Raw genomic sequence first — 19321 nt, 5'->3', positions numbered from 1 at the left:
CCACCCCCCGGTCTGCTCGTGGTGGTGGGGGTGTTTCCCGGGCGGGGGGGCCGCGGGGCGGGCGCCCCCACGGCCTACGCCGCGTGCCAGGCGTGCTCGGCGAAGGCGTCGTCGAGCGGGGCTCGGGTGAGCCGGTTCGCGAACGTCGACAGCGTGTACGTCCCGATGCCCAGCACCACTTCCAGCGCGTTCCGTTCCGTGTAGCCGGCGCCGGTGAAGGCCGCCAGTTCGGCCGCCGGGACCTCGCCCCGTGTGTCCATGACCGAGTGGACGAAGACGCGCAGTGCCTCCAGCCGCGGCTCCGGGAGCGGGGACTCCGCCCGCAGGGCCGCCACCAGTTCCGGTGCCGCGGTCAGGCGGGTCAGCGTGGCCGTGTGCATCGCCACGCAGAGGTGGCATTCGTTGCGCGCGGCCACCGTCATGATCAGCACCTCGCGTTCGAGCGCGGTCAGCGTGGTGGCCTCGAAGATCGCGCTGAGCTTCAGGAAACCGTTCAGCAGTTCCGGCGAGGTCGCCAGCCGGGCGACGGCGGACGGCACGCGGCCGAACTTCTTCGCGGTGGCCGTCATCGCCGGGCGGGCGGCGGCGGGGGCGGACTCGGGGGTGTGATCGGCGAACAAGGCGTCTCCAGGGGTAGAATCGACAACATGGTTGTCGAAACCGTAAACCTGGTTGTCGAGTTTGGCAAGCCCGCATGAGCGGGACGCCGGGGTACGAGCTGCCCTTCCTCCTCTTCGGTGGCTTCCGCACGCTCATCGACCGCCTGCACGCCGAACTCGCGCTCCGCGGCCACCCCGACGTGCGGCCGTCCTACGGCTTCGCGATGCAGGCCGTCGGCGTGCAGGGGGCGACGGCGTCGGAGATCGGCCGCCGCCTGGGCGTGTCCAAGCAGGCGGCGGGCAAGACGGTCGAACGCCTCGAAGCGCTCGGGTACGTCGAGCGCGCCGACGACCCCGCCGACGCGCGTCGCAAGATCGTGCGGCTCACCGCGCACGGCGTCGACGTGCTCCGGAAGTCGGCGGAGATCTTCGACGAGCTGCGCGCGGACTGGGCGCGCACGGTCGGCGCGGACCGGATCACCGCGCTCGAGGACGACCTGCGCGCCGTCGTCGGCCCGGCGGCGTACCGGCTCGACGCCGCCGGGTGGCTCTCGGGCTAGAAGCCGCAGCCGGGGTCCGGGGCGTCCTCCGACAGCGGGCTGCCCTTGGGAAGGACGTACAGGACTTCGAGCACCAGCGGTGCCGACCCGAGGTTGCGGCCGATGTGCACCAGGTTCGGCTCCTCGGTGAACACGCGCCCGGCCCCGTAGACGCCGTCGACGCTGCAGTCGGCCATGTTGTGCGTGAGCGTGCCGGACTTCACGTACGCGTAGAGCGTGCCGTCGTGGAAGTGCCAGCCCGTGTAGCCGCCCGGCTGGATCGTGACCTCGCGGAACGTGTAATCGGTGTGCCCGATGGTTTTCTGGGCCAGTATCGTGCCGGTGACGCCGCTGCCGGGCGTCGCGGAGGCGGTCGAGGGGAGCACCAGGGCGGCGGCGAGGGCGGCCGTGACAACGGCGATCGGCTTGCGCATCGGGCCAAGCTACCGCGTCCGGGCGTGCCCTTGCGGGCAGAGATCCGGGTACCGTGCCGCCCATGGACGCGGACGTTTTCGGGCAGGTCCTCGGCGCGGTGCGGGAGTTCGTGCGCAAGGAGGTCGTGCCGCGCGAGGCCGAAATCGACGAACGCGACGAAATCCCCGCCGAAATCCGGGAAAAGGCCGCCGAACTCGGGCTGTTCGGCTGGGCGCTGCCGGAGGAGTACGGCGGGCTCGGGCTCGGCATGGCCGAAGACGTCCGGCTGGCGATCGAGCTCGGCTGGACGACGCCCGCGTTCCGGTCCCTGTTCGGCACCAACAACGGCATCGCCGGCCAGGCGATCGTGCACCACGGGACGCCGGACCAGCGCACCCGCTGGCTGCCGCGGCTGGCCGCGGGCCAGGCGATCGCCTCGTTCGCGCTCACCGAAGCCGAGGCGGGCTCGGACCCGGGCGGGCTGACCAGCCGCGCGGTCCGCGACGGCGACCGCTACCGGCTCTCGGGCACCAAGCGGTTCATCACCAACGCGCCGCTTGCCGAAGTGTTCGTCGCGTTCGCCCGCACCGGTCCGGAAAGCACCGGCAGCCGCGGCATTTCCGCGTTCCTGGTGCCCGCGGGCGCGCCCGGCGTCACCGTCGGCCCGCACGACGCCAAGATGGGCCAGGCGGGCGCGTGGACGTCGGAAGTGGTCTTCGACGACGTCGAACTGTCCGCCGACGCGCTGGTCGGCGAAGAGGGCAAGGGGTTCGGCATCGCGATGGCCTCGCTGGCGCGCGGCCGCCTGCACATCGCGGCGCTGTGCGTCGGCCTCGCCGAGCGGGCGCTCGCCGAGGCCGTCGAGTACGCGCGGACGGCCCGTCAGGGTGGCCGGGTGATCGGCGAGTACCAGCTGGTGCAGGCCTTGCTCGCGGACTCCCACGCCGAGCTGGCGGCCGGCCGCGCGATGGTGCACGAAGCCGCGGCGAAGTACGACTCGGGCGAGGACCGCAAGCTCGGGCCGTCGTCGGCGAAGCTGTTCTGCACCGAGATGCTCGGCCGGGTCGCCGACCGGGCGGTGCAGGTGCACGGCGGCACGGGGTACGTCCGCGGGGTGCCGGTCGAGCGGATCTACCGCGACGCGCGGCTGTTCCGGATCTACGAAGGGACCAGCGAAATCCAGAAGCTCGTCATCGCGCGGCAATTGCTCGAGGGCTGAACCGCCATCCGCGGAACCGGGGTGTTTCTTCCGGGATTCGTGCCCGCGTAATCCGCCGGTCGGTGGAGGCGCGCGCGAAGCGCGGCCGATTGAATTGGTGGTGCCTCGACACCGTCTCCCAGGAGGTCGACCATGACTGTAGCCGTCCTTTCCCAGGCCGAGGAAAGCGCCCTTCTTCCGCTGGAGTTGAGCAATTCTTCGGACTCGGCTTTCTTCGGCGCCTTCGCCCACAAGGTCGAAGCCGCCTACCTGGCGTGGGCCGTCCGCGCGGAAACCCTGCACTGAGGCTCAGCGCAGTTTCTCGATCTCCCGCACCAGCAGATCGATCTCGTCCTCGGTGTTGTAGTAGTGCACCGACGCCCGGACCATGTCCGGCAGGGCGCGCGCGGTGAAGTCGTACTGGGCGGAGGTGCGCGTCGACAGCGACGTGTTGATGTGCGCCTCCGCCAGCCGCGCCTTGATCTCCGCGGCCGGGGTGCCGGCCAGGCTGAACGTGACCAGGCCGCACTTGCGCGCGCCGACGTCGTGGACGTGCGCCCCGGCTTCACCCAGTCGCTCTCGGAGCGTCGCCGCCAGCGAAGCGACGCGCGACTCGATCGCCGGCAGGCCCCAGTCGAGGGCGTAGTCGACGGCCGCGCCGAGGCCGTACACCGCGGCGAAGTCGCGCTCCCACACCTCGAAGCGCTTGGCGGTCGGGTCGACGACGTACTCCGCCGGCGACTCCCAGGTCGCCGAGTGCAGGTCGAGCATGGCCGGCTCCAGCCGCTCGCGCAGCCGCGGGTGCACGTAGAGGAACCCGGTGCCGCGCGGGCCGCGCAGGAACTTGCGGCCGGTCCCGGACAGCGCGTCGCACTTCAGGCGTGTGACGTCGAGGTCGAGCTGGCCCGCCGACTGGCACGCGTCCAGCAGGAACGGGATGCCGGCCACCTCGGCGACCGCGCCGATCTCCTCGGCCGGGTTCACCAGGCCGCCCTGGGTGGGCACGTGGCTGACGGCGATCAGCTTGACGTCGCCGTCGACGCGCCGCCGCAGCTCTTCGACGTCCAGCTGCCCGGACTCGTCGTCGCCGATCACCTCGACGACCGCCCCGGTGCGCCGGGCGACCTGCAGGAACGCGATCGCGTTGCTGGCGTACTCCGCCCGCGAGGTCAGGATCCGGTCGCCGGGCCCGAAGGGCAGCGCGTAGAACACCGCCTGCCAGGAGCGGGTCGCGTTGTCGGTGAGCGCGATGTCGTCGGAACCGGCGCCGAGCAGCCGGGCCACCGACGCGTACACCGCGTCCAGGCGGTCCGCGGCCTCGGCGGCCGCCTCGTAGCCGCCGACCAGCGCTTCGTGGCGCAGGTACTCGACGACGGTGTCGGTCACGACGGCGGGGGGAAGCGCCGAGCCGGCGTTGTTGAAGTGGACCACCTCGGCGCAGCCCGGGGTCTCGCGGCGCGCGCGTTCGACGTCGAAGCTCATACCAACTGAATACAGTAGATAGCTATTGTATGCAATACTGTCCGATATGGCCCGCATCCCGTTGCGCAGCGACCTCATCGAGCAGATCACCGCCCGCGTACTCGACGGGCGGCTGGCCGCCGGCACCCGCGTCAACGAGGTGCACCTGGCCCGCGAGCTGGGCGTCAGCCGGACGCCGCTGCGGGAGGCGCTGATCGGGCTCGCCGACCGCGGCCTGCTGGTCTCCGCGCCCGGCCGGGGTTTCCTCGTGCCGCCGTTCGACCCGGACGAGGCGCGCCGGCTCTACCCGCTGGTGGCCGAGCTCGAAGCCCTCGCGCTGCGCTGGACGTCGCCGCTGGAGCTGGCCGGGCTGCCGGACGCGCTCGACGCCGTCGCCGACGAGATGGCGGCGGCGGACGGCGGCGATCTGTCCGCTTTGGACGATCGCTGGCACGCGCTGCTGCTGTCGCGCTGCCCGAACCCGCACCTGCTGCGGCTGATCGAGCAGACGAAGCCGCTGCTCAAGCGCTACGAATCGGCGTACTTCGCCCGGCACGACCACGCCGGGGAAAGCATCGGCGAGCACCGCCGCATCGCCGCGGCCCTGCGCGACGGCGACCTGGCCACGGCGTCCTCGGTGCTCGTCGCCAACTGGGTGAAAGCCTTGGCATTTCTGGGGAAGGACGAAGGATGATCATCGCGCACCTGAGCGACCTGCACCTCGACGGTGGGAAGCGAGCCGAAGACCGCGTCGCGGCCGTGATGGGCTACCTCGGCGGGCTGGTGGAGCCGATCGACGCGGTCGTCGTCACCGGCGACATCGCCGACCACGGCGCCGCCGAGGAGTACGCGCGCGCCGCCGAGCTGCTCAAGCATCCGGCGCCGGTGCTGGTGTGCCCGGGCAACCACGACGTCCGCGCGGCGTTTCGCACGGGGTTGCTCGACCTGCCGGCGTCCGGCGAACCGATCGACCTGGCCCAGGAGGTCGGCGGCGTGCTGTTCGCGCTGTGCGACTCGACGATCCCGGGCCGCGGCGCGGGATTCCTCGCCGACGAGACCCTGGAGTGGCTCGACGGCGTTCTTTCCGGCGGCGACGGCCCGGCGTTCGTGGCGTTCCACCACCCGCCGGTCGAGGTCGGGATTCCGCTGGTGGACGCGATCCGCCAGACCGGCTCGGAGCGGCTGGCGGCCGTGCTGCGGCGGCACCCGCGGGTGAAGGCGCTGCTGGCCGGGCACGTGCACACGGGCGCCGCGACGACGTTCGCCGGCGTGCCGCTGCGCATCGCCCCCGGCGTGGTCTCGGGCTCCCTGCTCCCGGTCGAGCCGGGCGCGGACCGCGGCTGGGCCGACGGCGGCCCGCTGGAGTACGACCGCCCGCCGGGCCTGCTGCTGCACGTCCTGCACGACGACGGCCGGGTGACCAGCCACCACCGCACCGTCCCGCTCTGACCGGCCCAAGCGCCCCAATGTGGCCTTCGGTGCGTTCAACGCACCGAAGGCCACCTTGGGTGCGTTCAACGCACCGAAGGCCACCTTGGGTGCGTTCAACGCAACCAAGGCCACATTGGGGCGCTGTCAGCCGCTGAACACCGGCAGGGTGACCCGGGACGGCCGGGCCGCGTCGTGGAACACCTCGAAGCGGTTCGGCTTCCCGGTCACCGCCGACGTCACCGGCTCGCCCGTGCCGTGGTTGCGCGCGAACCGCGGGAACGCCCCGCCCGCGACCTGGACCCGCAGGCGGTGGCCGCGGCGGAAGCGGTACGCCGTCGGGTCGAGCGTCACCTCCGCCGTCACCACGCCGTCCGCGTCGGCCACCGGGAAGCCCGGTCGCAGGCGCAGGATCCCGTCGGTCACGTTGCGGGAGACACCGCCGGAATCGACGTCGCAGAGCCGGACGTAGACGTCGGCGTGGCCCAGCTCGGTGCGCACGTGCACGGTCGCCGTCACCTCGCCGATGACGTCGACGTCCGACGGCAGCGGCTCGCCGGTGAACACCAGCACGTCCGGCCGGGCCTCGACCGCCTGGTTGTCGCGCTGCTTCCACTCGCCGGTCAGCAGCGGGCCGCCGACCGCGGGCGTCGGGTCGGCCGGGTCGTAGGTGAACGTCGTCGGCAAAGCGGGTTCACCGAACGCTTCGCCGAGGCCGCCGATCGGCCGCAGGTGCGCGCTGGTCGCCTTCGACGGCGGCGGCCACGACTCGAAGTCCAGCCACGTCCCGGCGCCCTGCAGGAACAGCCGGACCGGCGAGCGCTGGAGGGACGTCCGGTCGCCGTGCAGGTGCGCGCGCAGGAACCCGATCTGGTCGCGGATCATCGGGCCCATGCTCGCGGGCTCGCCGTGCGCCCACGGCCCGATCGTGATCCGCGGCGCCTTGCCCGCGTCGGCGAGGACCCGGAAGTCCCGCAGCTGCGAGCCGACGAACAGGTCGTACCAGCCGGTCACCATCGACACCGGCACGTCGAGCTTCGCGACCGAAGCGCTGTGGTCGGACATGGCCCAGTAGTCGTCTTCGGGGACGAAGTGCTCGGTGACGTCCTGGAGGAACCGCACGGGCTTCCCGATCGCGGCGACGTCGGCGCGGCTCAGCGGCAGGAACGACATCGCCTTCCGCGTCCTGCGCTTCTGCAGCGGGTTCGGGAGCGCGGCGAAGCGCTCTTCCTGGCGGCCGATCAGCGCCGACCACGACACCATGTTGTCGGCCGCGAGCACGCCGCCCGGGTAGAACGTCGAGACGAACTCCGACGCGGTCACGCCGAGGCACATCGCGGCGAGCGGCGGGTCGAGGTACGGCCCGACCGCCCATTGCGTGTGCCCGAGGTAGCTGGCGCCGGCCATGCCGATGGTCCCGTCGCACCACGGCTGGGCGCGCAGCCACTCCGCGGTCGCGAGGCCGTCTTCGCGTTCGAGGTGGAACGGCCGGAACTCGCCGCCGGAGCCGAAGGAGCCGCGGGTGCTCTGGACGACCGTCTGCAGCCCGTGCCGGGCGAACGTGTCGCCGAAGAGCTTCGAGGCCAGGCCCTTGCGCCCGTACGGTGTCCGGATCAGCACGACCGGCGCCGACGTCGTCCCGGCCGGGGCGTACCGGTCGGCGAGCAGCGTGACGCCGTCGGGCATGGGCACGGCGAGGTCGCGCGTCACGACCGGCTTGGGGCCTTCGGCGCGGGGCAGTCCGAGCAGTTTGTCGACAAGCCGATCCAGCACGGGCGCCCCGCCTTCCGAAGTGGAGTAGATCCTTCCGGATCCGACGGTACCTCAGTTCGCGCGCGCGAGGGTTTCCGGCCGCAGCAGCTTCGCCAGCTCCTCGGCCGGGATCAGGCCCTTCTCGACGACGAGCTCGGCGACCCCGCGCCCGGTGGCCAGTGCCTCCTTCGCGATCTCCGTCGCGGCCGCGTAGCCGATGCTCGGGTTCAGCGCCGTCACCAGGCCGATCGAGTTCTCGACGTAGGCGCGCATGACGTCGACGTTCGCGGTGATCCCCTCGACACACTTGGAAGCCAGCGTCCGGCAGGCCGCGCCCAGGTGCGTGATGCTCTCCGACAGCGAGTGCAGGATGATCGGCTCGAAGGCGTTGAGCTGCAGCTGGCCCGCCTCGGCGGCCATCGTCACGGTGACGTCGTTGCCGATCACCTCGAACGCGACCTGGTTGACCACCTCGGGGATCACCGGGTTGATCTTGCCGGGCATGATCGACGAGCCGGCCTGCACCGGGGGCAGGTTGATCTCGTTCAGCCCGGCCCGCGGGCCCGACGACAGCAGCCGCAGGTCGTTGCAGCTCTTCGAGAGCTTGACCGCGATCCGCTTGAGGACGCCGGACAGGTGCACGAACGCGCCGCAGTCCTGGGTGGCCTCGACGAGGTCCGCCGCGGTGACGACCGGCAGCCCGGTGATCTCGCGCAGGTGGCGGCACGCGGCCTCGGCGTAGCCCGGCGCGGCGTTGAGGCCGGTGCCGATCGCGGTCGCGCCGAGGTTGATCTCGTGCAGCAGCGCGACGGCTTCGTTCAGCCGCTGCCGGTCCTCGCCGAGCATCACCGCGTAGGTGCCGAACTCCTGGCCGAGCGTCATCGGCACGGCGTCCTGCAGCTGCGTGCGGCCCATCTTCAGCACGTCGTGGAACTCGACGGCCTTGGCCGCGAACGCCTTCTCCAGCACGACCATCGACTCGGACAGCTCGCGCACGGCGAGGATCGTGGCGACGTTGACCGCGGTCGGGTAGGCGTCGTTCGTCGACTGCCCGAGGTTGACGTGCTCGTTGGGGTGCACGACGTGGTAGTCGCCCTTGGCGTGCCCGAGCAGCTCGAGCGCGCGGTTCGCGATCACCTCGTTGGCGTTCATGTTGGTCGACGTCCCGGCACCACCCTGGATGACGTCGACGACGAACTCGCCGTGCAGCGCGCCTTCGCGGATCTCCCGGCAGGCCCCGGCGATCGCGTCCGCGATGCGCGGTTCGAGCAGGCCGAGCTCGGCGTTCGCGCGCGCCGCGGCCTCCTTCACCGCGGCCAGCGCCTCGATCAGGTGCGGGTAGGCGGCGAGCGTCGTGCCGGTGATCGGGAAGTTCTCCCGGGCGCGGGCGGTGTGGACGCCCCAGTACGCGTCGGCGGGGACGTCCTTGTCGCCCAGCAGGTCGTGTTCGCGGCGGGTGGTCATACGGTGCTCCCCACAGGCAGGTTTCCGGTGAAACGCAGGTTGTCCGGGCCGGGCGGGACGTCGACACCGCACAGCCCGAGCAGCGCGGCCAGCACCGGGTAGCGCGCCCGGTCGCCGCCGTCGGCGATCTTGAACGCGATCGCCGTGCCGTCCGGCAGCGCGGCGACCTGGACGGCTTCGAAACCGTCCTTGGCGATCAGCCCGGGTACCGCGCGCATGACGGCGGTGACGTCCCGGCGGCTGCCGCCGACCAGCTCCGGATGCTGCCGGATGCCGTCGGCGACCAGGCCCTCCGGCGTGCCGGGGGCGGCCGTGGCGAGCTTCGACACGGCCGTCGCGAGCCCGCGCAGCGTCGTCGCGAAGAGCGGCGCGCCGCAGCCGTCGACGGCCACCCGGGCGATGGGCCGGCCGGTCAGGTCCTCGACGGTGGCGGCGATCGCGCGTTGCAGTGGGTGGGCCGGGTCGAGGTAGCCCTCGACCGGCCAGCCGTTCAGCGCGCAGGTCGCGAGCATCGCCGCGTGCTTGCCCGAGCAGTTGTGCCCCAGCCGGGAAGGCGCCCGGCCTTCGCCGAGCCACCGGTCGCGCTCGACCGGGTCGAACGGGAAGTCCGCGGGGTTGCCGAGCAGGTCGGGGGAGCGTCCGTCGAGGACGTCGAGCGCGGCGTCCAGGTGCATCCGCTCGCCCGAGTGGCTGGCCGCGGCGATCGCGAACCCGGCGGGGGACAGCCGCAGGCCGAGCCGCGCCATCGCGGTGGCCTGCAGCGGCTTCGCCGTCGACCGCGGGTACATCGCGGTGTCGACGTCCCCGGCGGCGAACCGCGTCGAGCCGTCCGGGGCGAGCACCACGGCCGAGCCGTGGTGGACACCCTCGACCAGGCCGTCGCGGATCAGCTCGACGAGCGGTTCGTGGCTCACAGACCCTCCTCGTCGAACGCCCGCATGTCGATCCGCTTGCGCACGCCGAACCAGCCGGCGACCAGGGCGACGACGATGGCGGGCAGCGCGAGCAGGGTGATCCGGCCGGTCTCGTCGAAGCCCATCAGCACGACGACGGCGGCGAGGAAGACCAGCGTCACGATCTCCGTGTAGGGCGAGAACGGCAGCCGGAACGACGGCCGCTCGAGGCCTTCGCGCCTGGTCTTCCGGACGAACAGCAGGTGGCAAAGCACGATGATGGCCCAGGTCGCGAGGATGCCGATCGCGGCGAAGTTCAGCACGATGTCGAAGGCCTCCTTCGGCACCAGGTAGTTGAGGCCGACGCCGACCACGCAGACGGCCGCGGTGAGCAGGATCCCGCCGTAGGGCACGTGGTTGCGGTTCATCACGCCGGTGAACTTCGGCGCCGAGCCCGCCATCGCCATCGACCGCAGGATCCGGCCGGTCGAGTACAGGCCGGAGTTCAGGCTGGACAGCGCCGCGGTGAGCACGACCAGGTTCATCACGCTGTCCGCCGCGGGCACGCCCAGGTGCGAGAGCACGGTGACGAACGGGCTCTGGTCCTTGGAGTAGGAGCTCCACGGCAGCAGCATCGCCAGCAGCACGACCGAGCCGACGTAGAAGACGAGGATGCGCCACATGATGGAGTTGATCGCCTTCGGCATGATCTTCTCCGGGTTCTGCGTCTCGCCCGCGGCGACGCCGACCAGCTCGACCGAGGCGTAGGCGAACACCACGCCCTGCACGATCAGCACCATCGGCAGCAGGCCGGACGGGAAGATCCCGCCGTGGTCGGCGATCAGCTGCGGGCCGCCCGCGACGCCGTCGATCGGGGTCTGCGTCACCAGCAGGAAGATGCCGATCACCATGAACACCACGAGCGCGGCGACCTTGATGATGGCGAACCAGAACTCCATCTCGCCGAACAGCTTCACCGACACCATGTTCAGCGTCAGCACGACGGCGAGCGCGATCAGCGCCAGCACCCACTGCGGGATCGGCGAGAAGAACGACCAGAAGTGCGCGTAGAGCGCGATCGCCGTGATGTCGGCGATGCCCGTGGTCGACCAGTTGAGGAAGTGCATCCAGCCGGCGACGTACGCGCCCTTCTCGCCCATGAACTCGCGGGCATAGGAGACGAAGGCCCCGCTGGAGGGCCGGTAGAGGATCAGCTCGCCGAGCGCGCGGACGACGAAGAAGGCGAAGAGCCCGCAGACGGCGTAGACGATCGCCAGCGCCGGGCCGGCCTGGGCGAGCCGTCCGCCCGCGCCGAGGAACAGGCCGGTGCCGATCGCCCCGCCGATCGCGATCATGTTGACGTGCCGGGGCTTGAGAGCCTTGTGGTAGCCGGCGTCGCCCGCGTCGGTGGCCGTGGCGGCCGTGGCCGGAATGGTCTGTTCGGTCACTGGTCCCCGTTCACGATGCTGGTCAGAGTGGCTTCGACGTGCTGCAGGTGCGCCGTCATGGCTTCGACGGCTTGCTCTTCGGAACCGCTCTCGATCGCGGTGACGATCTCGCGGTGTTCGATGTTCGACTGGCGGCGCCGGTCGCCGAGCTGGTTGAGGAAGGCGGACTGGCGGGCGAGCGCGTCCCGGATCTCCTCGATCACCTTCCCGAACACGGGGTTGCCCGAGGCCTGGGCGATGGTGATGTGGAAGAGCGAGTCGAGCGCGACCCAGGCCGTGTTGTCGGTCTCGGCGTCCATCCGGTCGAGCAGGTGGGCGAGCAGGTCGAGGTCGTCCTGGCTGCGCCGCACGGCCGCGTACCCGGCGACCGGGATCTCGACGTGCCGCCGCACTTCGATGAGGTCGCGGGCCGAGTAGGGCCCGAAGGTGGGGTTGTCGGCCGGGCCGGTCGCGGTGACGAAGGTGCCCTTGCCGGTCTTCGACTCGGTCATGCCGAGCGCCTGCAGACCGCGCAGGGCTTCCCGGATCACCGACCGGCTGACCTCGAACTCCCTGCTCAGGGCCGCTTCCGAGGGGAGCTTGTCGCCGACGGCGTGCTCGCCGCGTTCGATCGAGGAACGCAGGTGGGCCAGCACGGCCTCCATGGCACTCACTCTGCGAGGACCACCTTGTCCGGCTGTCTGGCTGTCAGACAGGTTCATGGCGGGAATGCTCGGTGCCGGTGCTGCCGGTGTCAACGCGAGTGCCGGAGTCTGTGGCCCAGCTCACGACTCCCGGCGCGCGTTTCCGGCGTGTCGCGGACGGCTCGTTCGCGGTTTGCGTGACCGCCCGGCAGCGGCGCGTGTCGTGATCGTTTCCGCCGAAGGGGCAGCGCGTCGGTGCTCTCCTCCGGTCCCGCCGAGGGGCACAATCGAGCCCGGCGAGTGCGGGATAGGCTGGGGGACCCGGGCGCGCCCGTCCCATCCACCTAGGGGAGGTTTTCGCTGGTGTCGAACGATTCTTTCGTCCACCTGCACGTCCACACCGAGTACTCGATGCTCGACGGTGCGGCGAAGATCGGTCCCCTCTTCGCGGAGGCGGCGCGCCTCGGCATGCCCGCGGTCGGCATGACCGACCACGGCAACATGTACGGCGGCGACGAGTTCTACCAGCAGTCGAAGAAGCACGGCCTCAAGCCGATCATCGGCATCGAGGCCTACATCGCGCCGGAGAGCCGGTTCCACAAGAAGCCCGTCTTCTGGGGCCAGGCCAACCAGCGCGGCTCGGACGAGTTCGGTGAGGGCGGCGACGTCTCCGGTGGCGGCGCGTACACGCACATGACCATGCTCGCGGCGGACGCCACCGGGCTGCGGAACCTCTTCAAGCTGTCCTCGCTGGCCAGCATGCAGGGCTACTACCGCAAGCCCCGGATGGACCGCGAGCTCATCGCGGAGAACAGCACCGGCATCATCGCCACCACCGGCTGCCCGTCCGGCGAGGTGCAGACCCGGCTGCGGCTGGGCCAGAAGGAGGCGGCGATCCAGGCCGCGTCCGACTACAAGGACATCTTCGGCGCCGACAACTTCTTCCTCGAGCTGATGGACCACGGCCTCCCGATCGAGCGGTCGGTCCGCGAAGGCCTGCTGGAGGTCGGCCGCCTGCTCGACCTCAAGCCGATCGCGACCAACGACTCGCACTACGTCGTCAAGGAGCAGGCCGACACCCACAGCGCGCTGCTGGCCGTCCAGTCGGGCAAGACGCTCAACGACCCGACCCGGTTCAAGTTCGACGGCAACGGCTACTACCTCAAGTCCGCCGCCGACATGCGCGAGTACTGGGACAAGGAGGTCCCCGGCGCGGCCGACAACACGCTGCTGATCGCCGAGCGCGTCGAGTCCTACGAGGACGTCTACGCCCACAAGGACCGGCTGCCGTTCTTCGAGGTCCCGGAGGGCTACGACCAGGGAAGCTGGCTCCGCGAAGAGGTCCAGCGCGGCCTCAAGTGGCGCTTCCCGGACGGCGTGCCGGACGAGTACTACAACGAGCGCATCGAGATCGAGCTCGACGTCATCATCGGGAAGGGCTTCCCGGCCTACTTCCTCATCGTCGCCGACCTCATCAGCTACGCCCGCCGCGTCGGCATCCGGGTCGGCCCGGGCCGTGGTTCGGCCGCCGGCTCGCTGGTCGCGTACGTCCTCGGTATCACGAACCTGGACCCGATCCCGCAGAAGCTGCTGTTCGAGCGGTTCCTCAACCCCGAGCGCGTCTCGATGCCCGACATCGACATCGACTTCGACGACCGCCGGCGCGGCGAGATGATCCGGTACGCCACCGAGAAGTACGGCGCGGACAAGGTCGCCCAGGTCATCACCTTCGGCACGATCAAGACCAAGGCCGCGATCAAGGACTCCGCCCGCGTCCACTTCGGCCAGCCCGGGTACGCGATCGCGGACAAGATCTCCAAGGCGCTGCCGCCGCCGATCATGGCGAAGGACATCCCGCTCTCGGGCATCGTCGACTCGAAGCACGAGCGCTACGGCGAGGCCGCCGAGGTCCGCGCCCTGGTCGAGACCGACGAAGAGTGCAAGACGATCTTCGAGACCGCCCGCGGCCTCGAGGGCCTGATCCGCAACGCCGGCGTCCACGCCTGCGCGGTCATCATGTCCTGCGACCCGCTGACCGACGCGATCCCGCTGTGGCAGCGCGACGACGGCTCGATCATCACCGGCTGGGACTACCCGTCGTGCGAGGCCATCGGCCTGCTCAAGATGGACTTCCTCGGCCTGCGCAACCTCACCGTCATCGGGGACGCGATCGACAACATCAAGGCCAACCGCGGGGTCGACGTCGACCTCGACACCCTGGGCGTCGACGACCCCGAGACGTACAAGCTGCTCGCCCGCGGCGACACGCTCGGCGTGTTCCAGCTGGACGGCGGGCCCATGCGCGACCTGCTGCGCCGCATGGAGCCCACGGTGTTCGACGACATCGTCGCGGTCGGCGCGCTGTACCGCCCCGGCCCGATGGGCATGAACGCGCACAACGACTACGCCGACCGCAAGAACAACCGGCAGAAGGTCAAGCCGATCCACCCGGAGCTCGACGAGCCGCTGCGGGAGATCCTGGCCGACACGTACGGCCTGATCGTGTACCAAGAGCAGATCATGCACATCGGCCAGAAGGTGGCCGGGTACACGATGGGCCGCGCGGACGTGCTCCGCCGCGCGATGGGCAAGAAGAAGAAAGAAGTCCTCGACAAGGAGTTCGAGGGCTTCGAAGAGGGCATGCGCAACAGCGAACTGGTGCCCGGCGGGTTCTCCAAAGAGGCGATCAAGGCCCTCTGGGACACGATCCTCCCGTTCGCCGGCTACGCGTTCAACAAGAGCCACGCGGCCGCGTACGGCCTGGTCTCCTACTGGACCGCGTACCTCAAGGCCAACTTCACCGCCGAGTACATGGCGGCCCTGCTCACCTCGGTGGGTGACAACAAGGACAAGTCGGCGGTCTACCTCTCCGAGTGCCGCCGCCTCGGCATCAAGGTGCTGCCGCCGGACGTCAACGAGTCGGCCATGCGGTTCGCGGCCGTCGGGGACGACATCCGCTTCGGGCTGGGTGCCGTCCGCAACGTCGGCGCGAACGTCGTCGAGTCGATCATCAAGACCCGCGAGGAGAAGGGCAAGTACGCGTCCTTCACCGACTTCCTCGACAAGTCCGAGCTGGTCGCCTGCAACAAGCGGGTGATCGAGTCGCTGATCAAGGCGGGCGCGTTCGACTCCCTCGGCCACACGCGGCTGTCGATGATCCAGGTCCACGAGGACGCGGTCGAGGCCGTCGTCCCGCTCAAGCGCCAGGAGGCGATGGGCCAGTTCGACCTGTTCGGCTTCGGCGGCGACGAGGGGGAGGCGGCGCCGTCGTCGTCCCCGCTCGCGCACCTGAAGTTCGGCGAGGAGGAGTACCCGCGCAAGCAGCTGCTCGCCTACGAGCGCGAGATGCTCGGCCTGTACGTCTCGGCGCACCCGCTGGACGGCGCCGAGCGGATCCTGCGCAAGCACGCCCCCAAGCCGATCGCCTCGATCCTGGCCGACCCGCCGAAGGAAGGCGAGCTGGTGATCTCCGGGCTGATCACCTCGCTGGAGCGGCGGGTCAACAAGAAGGGCGAGCCCTGGGCGATCTGCACGGTCGAGGACATGGACGCCTCCCTCGAGGTGCTGTTCTTCCCGAAGGCGTACGCGCTCTTCTCGGGTGAGCTGATCGAGGACAACGCGGTCCTGGTCAAGGGCCGGGTCAACTGGCGCGAGGACAAGATGTCCGTCTTCGGCGGCGGCCTGGCGACCCTGGACCTGTCCGAGGTCGGCACGGGCAACGGCGACGACGAGCCACCGCTGGTGCTCCTCGCCGCGGCCGAGAAGATCGACCAGTCGGTGGTCAGCGAGCTGCGGTCCACGCTGCTGGCGCACAAGGGGGAGACCCCGGTGCACCTCAAGCTGGTGGGCAAGAACCAGACGGTCTTCGCGCTGTACGACTACCCGGTCAAGGTCAGCTCGATGCTGATCGGCGAGTTGAAGGGCATCCGCGGGATCACCGCGTCGACGTGACGCTGCGGGGATCCGCGCGCGGATCCCCGCTTTCCGTGTTTTGCTGGACACGATGACGTACGAACCCGATCCCCGCCGCTGGAAGGCGCTTGCCGTCTCGCTCACGGCCGGGTTCATGGGCTTGCTCGACGTCAGCATCGTCAACGTCGCCCTGCCCTCGATGCAGGCCGGCCTGCACGCGAGCAGCGGCGGGATCCGCTGGGTCGTCTCCGGCTACGCCCTGGCGTTCGGCCTGGTCCTCGTCACCGGCGGCCGGCTCGGGGACGCGTTCGGCCGCCGGAACATGTTCCTCGGCGCCCTCGCCGCCTTCGTCGTCACCAGCGCACTGGCCGGCGCGGCCCCGAACGAGACCACGCTGGTGCTGGCCCGGCTCGCCCAGGGCGTGGCGGCGGGCATGCTCACGCCGCAGAACACCGGCCTGATCCAGGACCTCTTCCGCGGCTCCGAGCGCGGCCGCGCGTTCGGGATGTTCGGCGCGGTCGTCGGGATCTCGACGGCCGTCGGTCCCATCCTCGGCGGCGCCATCATCGCGGTCTTCGGCGCCGAAAACGGCTGGCGCTGGGTGTTCTACGTCAACGTCCCGATCGGCGTGCTCGCGTTCGCCCTCGCGCTGCGGATGCTGCCGCGCAGTGAGAAGAAGCAGCTGAGTATCCGGTCGGAGATCGACTTCGCCGGCATCGTCCTGCTCGCGGTCGCCGTCCTCGGCGTGCTGCTCCCGGTCGTCGACGCCGACTCCGGCGGCCTCACCCGGCTGTGGTGGCTGTTCCCGGTCGCGCTCGTCTTCGGGGTGGTGTTCGTGCGCTGGGAGCACTCGGTGGTCCGGCGCGGCCGGGCGCCGCTGCTCGACACGCGGCTGTTCACCGGCACCCCCGGCTACGCCGCCGGCGCGGCTGTCGGGGCGCTCTACTTCTGCGGGTTCGCCGGGATCTGGCTGGTCTTCGCGATGTACTTCCAGCAGGGCCTCGGCTACTCGCCCCTGCAGTCGGGCCTGTCGGTGACGCCGTTCGCACTCGGCTCGGCGGTGTCCGCGGCCGTCGCCGGCCGGCTGGTGCCCCGCTTCGGCCGCCGGCTCACCGTCACCGGGCTGGCCATGGTCGCCGCCGGCCTGCTGGCCGTCGCGCTGCTGGCCGAGCTCGTCCCGCCGGCGGCGTCCGGCTGGGCGTTCGCGCTGCCGCTGATGTTCGCGGGTGTGGGCGGCGGCATGGTGATCTCGCCGAACACGACGTTGACGCTCGAGTGCGTGCCGGTCCGGATGGCCGGCGTCGCGGGTGGCGCGCTGCAGACCGGCCAGCGGATCGGCACGGCGGTCGGCACCGCGGTGCTCGCGTCGGTGTTCGGCGCGGTCCTCGCCCGCGGCTACCCGGTCGCGCTCACCGTCGCGCTCGGCTGCGCGGCCGCGCTGACGTGCGGCGCGCTCGCCCTGGCGGTCGCCGAGCTCCGCGCCCGACGGCAGCGGGCCTCGGCGGCGGAGCGGGACGCGCGGCTGGCCGAGACGTCCGCCGCGGACATCCATCGGAGCTGAGGTACTACTTTCCGCAGATTGGCGATGCTCCATCCGAGTGACGAGCACGGAAAGATACTGGTGCTACGGAGAGCAACCGGGTAGATCTTATGGAGCCTTCACTGCGCGGCTTCGGCTACCGACAGTGGCAATCAGTCGGCCACCCGGGGATGGGGTGACCGGCTTGAGCGATCGAGGCGTCCGGAGTACGAGGGAATGGACACACTCGGTCACCTTCCGTCCAGTGGGTGTCGGCGTCCGCGGGGGACCGTCCGGCACTCGCGGAAGGGCTGCCCATCGGTGTCCACGGCGCGTGACGGCGGCGGGCGGGCCCGGGGGAGGGGGAACCGGGCCCGCCCGTCTTCTTCACCCGTGTCGCGCTGACCTCTTCCGCCCCGATCGTGCTGGGATGATCGCGTCCGTCCGAGGCCGACGCGGGGAGTCCCGATGACCGAGCAGCCGTCGCGGATCCGGGTGTGGCACCGGCCGATGCGTTCGCGCGACCGAGCCGAGCGCCACCGCGTGGCCACGCCGCTGGAACTGCTGTTCGACCTGTGTTTCGTGGTCGCCGTCGGCCAGGCCGCGGCCGCGCTGCACCACGAGCTGGCCGAGGGGCACGCGGCGCACGGCGTGACGTCGTTCGCGATGGTGTTCTTCGCGATCTGGTGGGGCTGGCTGAACTTCAGCTGGTTCGCCTCGGCGTTCGACACCGACGACGTCCCGTACCGGCTGGCCACGCTCGTACAGATCGCCGGCGGGCTGACCATCGCGGCCGGCGTGTCCCGCGCGTTCGACGGCGACTTCCGCGTGATCGTCGCCGGCTACGTCCTGATGCGGCTGTCCCTGGTCGGGCAGTGGCTGCGGGCCGCGCGTTCGGCGCCCGAGGTCCGGCCCGCGGCCCTGCGGTTCGCGGCCGGGATCGCGTGCTGCCAGGTGCTCTGGATCGCCCGCCTGTTCCTGCCCGAGTCCACGGCGACCGTGACGTTCGTGGCCGTCGTGCTCTGCGAGCTCGCGGTGCCGGTGATCGCCGAGCGCAGCGCGCGGACGACGTGGCACCCGCACCACATCGCCGAGCGGTACGGCCTGTTCACGCTGATCGTCCTCGGCGAGACGATCTTGAGCGCGACCAACGCGATCAAGGAGGGCACGGCCGAACCCGGGCACCTGGGCGCGCTGATCTCGCTGGCCGCGGCCGCGCTCGTCCTGGTGTTCTCGATGTGGTGGCTGTACTTCGACCGGCCGGGGCACGCACGGCTCGTCCGCCGTCCGGGCATGGTCACGGCGATGAGCTGGGGGTACGGCCACTACCTGATCTTCGCCTCGGCGGCGGCCGTCGGCGCGGGGCTGGAGGTGGCGGTCGGCTACGACACGGGGACGCTGGACCTCGGCGGGGTGGCGGCGGCGCTGCCGACCACGATCCCGGTCGCGGTGTTCCTGCTGAGCGTGTGGCTGCTGCACATCGGGCCGACGAACGAGTGCCGCCCGATCGCCATCGGGTTCCCGGTGACCGCGGTGCTCGTCCTGGCGGCGTCGTTCACGCCGGCACCCATCCACGTGGCCGCCGGGCTCGCGGCCGCGTTGGTCGTCCTGACGGTCGTCGCGACCCACGAGTCGCCGCTGCCGGCCTGAGCGCCTATCGGTGCAGGTCAGAGGCTTGGCGCGAAAAAAGGGACCCCCCTGTGCGAGGGGGTTTCGGGGGCATGTAAAGTTCTCCAAGTCGCCAGGGAAACCGAGCGGCCGCCGGGAACACGAACCAAGCTCCCACGATCGTGGTAGAGTGGGTGGTCCCGAACCAGGGTGGTATCCCTGGAACAAAGCTTGAAACAAAAGCCGAAGACCAAGGCGCTTCGCGGCGCGGCGGTCCGAAGTGTGTTGCTTGAGAACTCAACAGTGTGCTAGTGAACTAAGCCAGTAGAGCTTATGTTTGAAACCCCCTCGTCGGGGTTTCCTTTGAGAGCAGTAAAATGCCTCGATTGAATTCGAAGACATTGTTGGAGAGTTTGATCCTGGCTCAGGACGAACGCTGGCGGCGTGCTTAACACATGCAAGT

16 protein-coding genes and 1 rRNA gene are annotated in these 19321 nt (G+C 70.7%); 9 read left to right on the top strand and 8 right to left on the bottom strand.

All coding sequences use genetic code 11. The annotated features are described in order from the left end of the window. Nucleotides 1-74: 74 nt before the first annotated feature. A complete protein-coding gene (locus tag I4Q55_RS10690; RefSeq protein ID WP_206787380.1) occupies nt 75-569 on the bottom strand; it encodes a carboxymuconolactone decarboxylase family protein in 495 nt (164 codons plus the stop codon). Between the two features lie 125 nt (nt 570-694). Between I4Q55_RS10690 and I4Q55_RS10685 the strand changes: the two genes are divergently transcribed. After that, nucleotides 695-1159: a MarR family winged helix-turn-helix transcriptional regulator gene (locus I4Q55_RS10685; RefSeq protein WP_206786502.1), complete on the top strand. Its 465-nt coding sequence runs from the start codon at nt 695-697 to the stop codon at nt 1157-1159. On the opposite strand, the gene I4Q55_RS10680 is transcribed toward I4Q55_RS10685, so the two are convergent. Next, nucleotides 1156-1572 carry a cupin domain-containing protein gene (locus I4Q55_RS10680; protein WP_206786500.1) on the bottom strand — a complete coding sequence of 139 codons (417 nt, stop codon included), beginning with the start codon at nt 1570-1572 and terminating at the stop codon, nt 1156-1158. The two genes, I4Q55_RS10685 and I4Q55_RS10680, sit on opposite strands and share 4 nt — an antisense overlap. 62 nt (nt 1573-1634) lie before the next feature. On the opposite strand from I4Q55_RS10680, the gene I4Q55_RS10675 reads away from it, so the two are divergent. Together I4Q55_RS10675 and I4Q55_RS10670 are read left to right on the top strand one after the other, a co-directional pair. Continuing rightward, a complete protein-coding gene (locus I4Q55_RS10675; protein ID WP_206786490.1) occupies nt 1635-2771 on the top strand; it encodes an acyl-CoA dehydrogenase family protein in 1137 nt (378 codons plus the stop codon). Nucleotides 2772-2903: 132 nt separating this feature from the next. Beyond that, nucleotides 2904-3056, top strand: coding sequence for a hypothetical protein (locus I4Q55_RS10670; protein ID WP_206786480.1), 153 nt, complete (start codon nt 2904-2906; stop codon nt 3054-3056). A gap of 3 nt (nt 3057-3059) precedes the next feature. Here I4Q55_RS10670 and I4Q55_RS10665 read toward each other — a convergent pair whose 3' ends face one another. After that, complete coding sequence (locus I4Q55_RS10665) at nt 3060-4232, bottom strand: aminotransferase class V-fold PLP-dependent enzyme (protein WP_206786478.1); 1173 nt, start codon at nt 4230-4232, stop codon at nt 3060-3062. Between the two features lie 46 nt (nt 4233-4278). Here I4Q55_RS10665 and I4Q55_RS10660 point away from each other — a divergent pair, with 46 nt between their 5' ends. Both I4Q55_RS10660 and I4Q55_RS10655 read left to right on the top strand, forming a co-directional pair. Further along, nucleotides 4279-4905 (top strand): GntR family transcriptional regulator, encoded by a 627-nt coding sequence (locus I4Q55_RS10660; protein WP_206786475.1) that lies wholly within the window; start codon nt 4279-4281, stop codon nt 4903-4905. Further along, nucleotides 4902-5660 carry a metallophosphoesterase gene (locus I4Q55_RS10655; protein ID WP_206786473.1) on the top strand — a complete coding sequence of 253 codons (759 nt, stop codon included), beginning with the start codon at nt 4902-4904 and terminating at the stop codon, nt 5658-5660. The genes I4Q55_RS10660 and I4Q55_RS10655 overlap by 4 nt, the downstream gene beginning before the upstream one ends. Nucleotides 5661-5786: 126 nt before the next feature. Here the strand turns inward: I4Q55_RS10655 and I4Q55_RS10650 are convergent, their stop codons facing one another. Genes I4Q55_RS10650 through I4Q55_RS10630 form a run of 5 tightly spaced genes read right to left on the bottom strand, consistent with a single transcriptional unit; the run spans nt 5787 to nt 11840 of the window. Beyond that, nucleotides 5787-7412: a CocE/NonD family hydrolase gene (locus tag I4Q55_RS10650; RefSeq protein WP_206786471.1), complete on the bottom strand. Its 1626-nt coding sequence runs from the start codon at nt 7410-7412 to the stop codon at nt 5787-5789. 51 nt (nt 7413-7463) lie between these two features. Then, complete coding sequence (gene aspA, locus I4Q55_RS10645; protein WP_206786464.1) at nt 7464-8855, bottom strand: aspartate ammonia-lyase; 1392 nt, start codon at nt 8853-8855, stop codon at nt 7464-7466. Continuing rightward, nucleotides 8852-9769, bottom strand: a complete 918-nt coding sequence (locus I4Q55_RS10640) for an asparaginase (protein ID WP_206786462.1) — start codon at nt 9767-9769, stop codon at nt 8852-8854. The genes aspA and I4Q55_RS10640 overlap by 4 nt, the downstream gene beginning before the upstream one ends. Then, entirely contained in the window at nt 9766-11196 is a 1431-nt protein-coding gene (locus I4Q55_RS10635; RefSeq protein WP_206786460.1) for an amino acid permease, read from the bottom strand. The genes I4Q55_RS10640 and I4Q55_RS10635 overlap by 4 nt, the downstream gene beginning before the upstream one ends. Beyond that, on the bottom strand, nt 11193-11840 hold the full coding sequence (locus tag I4Q55_RS10630; protein WP_206787378.1) for a FadR/GntR family transcriptional regulator: 648 nt from the start codon (nt 11838-11840) through the stop codon (nt 11193-11195). Before I4Q55_RS10630 ends, I4Q55_RS10635 begins: the two co-directional genes overlap by 4 nt. A 342-nt stretch (nt 11841-12182) precedes the next feature. On the opposite strand from I4Q55_RS10630, the gene dnaE reads away from it, so the two are divergent. The 4 genes from dnaE to I4Q55_RS10610 all read left to right on the top strand — a co-directional run. Beyond that, the gene (gene dnaE / locus I4Q55_RS10625) at nt 12183-15770 is read left to right on the top strand and encodes a DNA polymerase III subunit alpha (protein WP_206786458.1); all 3588 of its coding nucleotides are present in this window, start codon (nt 12183-12185) and stop codon (nt 15768-15770) included. Between the two features lie 52 nt (nt 15771-15822). Further along, on the top strand, nt 15823-17292 hold the full coding sequence (locus tag I4Q55_RS10620) for an MFS transporter (protein ID WP_206786456.1): 1470 nt from the start codon (nt 15823-15825) through the stop codon (nt 17290-17292). A 426-nt stretch (nt 17293-17718) separates the two neighbouring features. After that, nucleotides 17719-18900: a low temperature requirement protein A gene (locus tag I4Q55_RS10615; RefSeq protein WP_206786455.1), complete on the top strand. Its 1182-nt coding sequence runs from the start codon at nt 17719-17721 to the stop codon at nt 18898-18900. Nucleotides 18901-19259: 359 nt separating this feature from the next. Then, a 16S ribosomal RNA gene (locus tag I4Q55_RS10610) occupies nt 19260-19321 on the top strand; the annotation flags it as partial.

Source organism: Amycolatopsis sp. MtRt-6 (assembly GCF_017308975.1).
GTDB lineage: Bacteria > Actinomycetota > Actinomycetes > Mycobacteriales > Pseudonocardiaceae > Amycolatopsis.
This window is presented reverse-complemented; position numbering and strand designations above follow the sequence as displayed.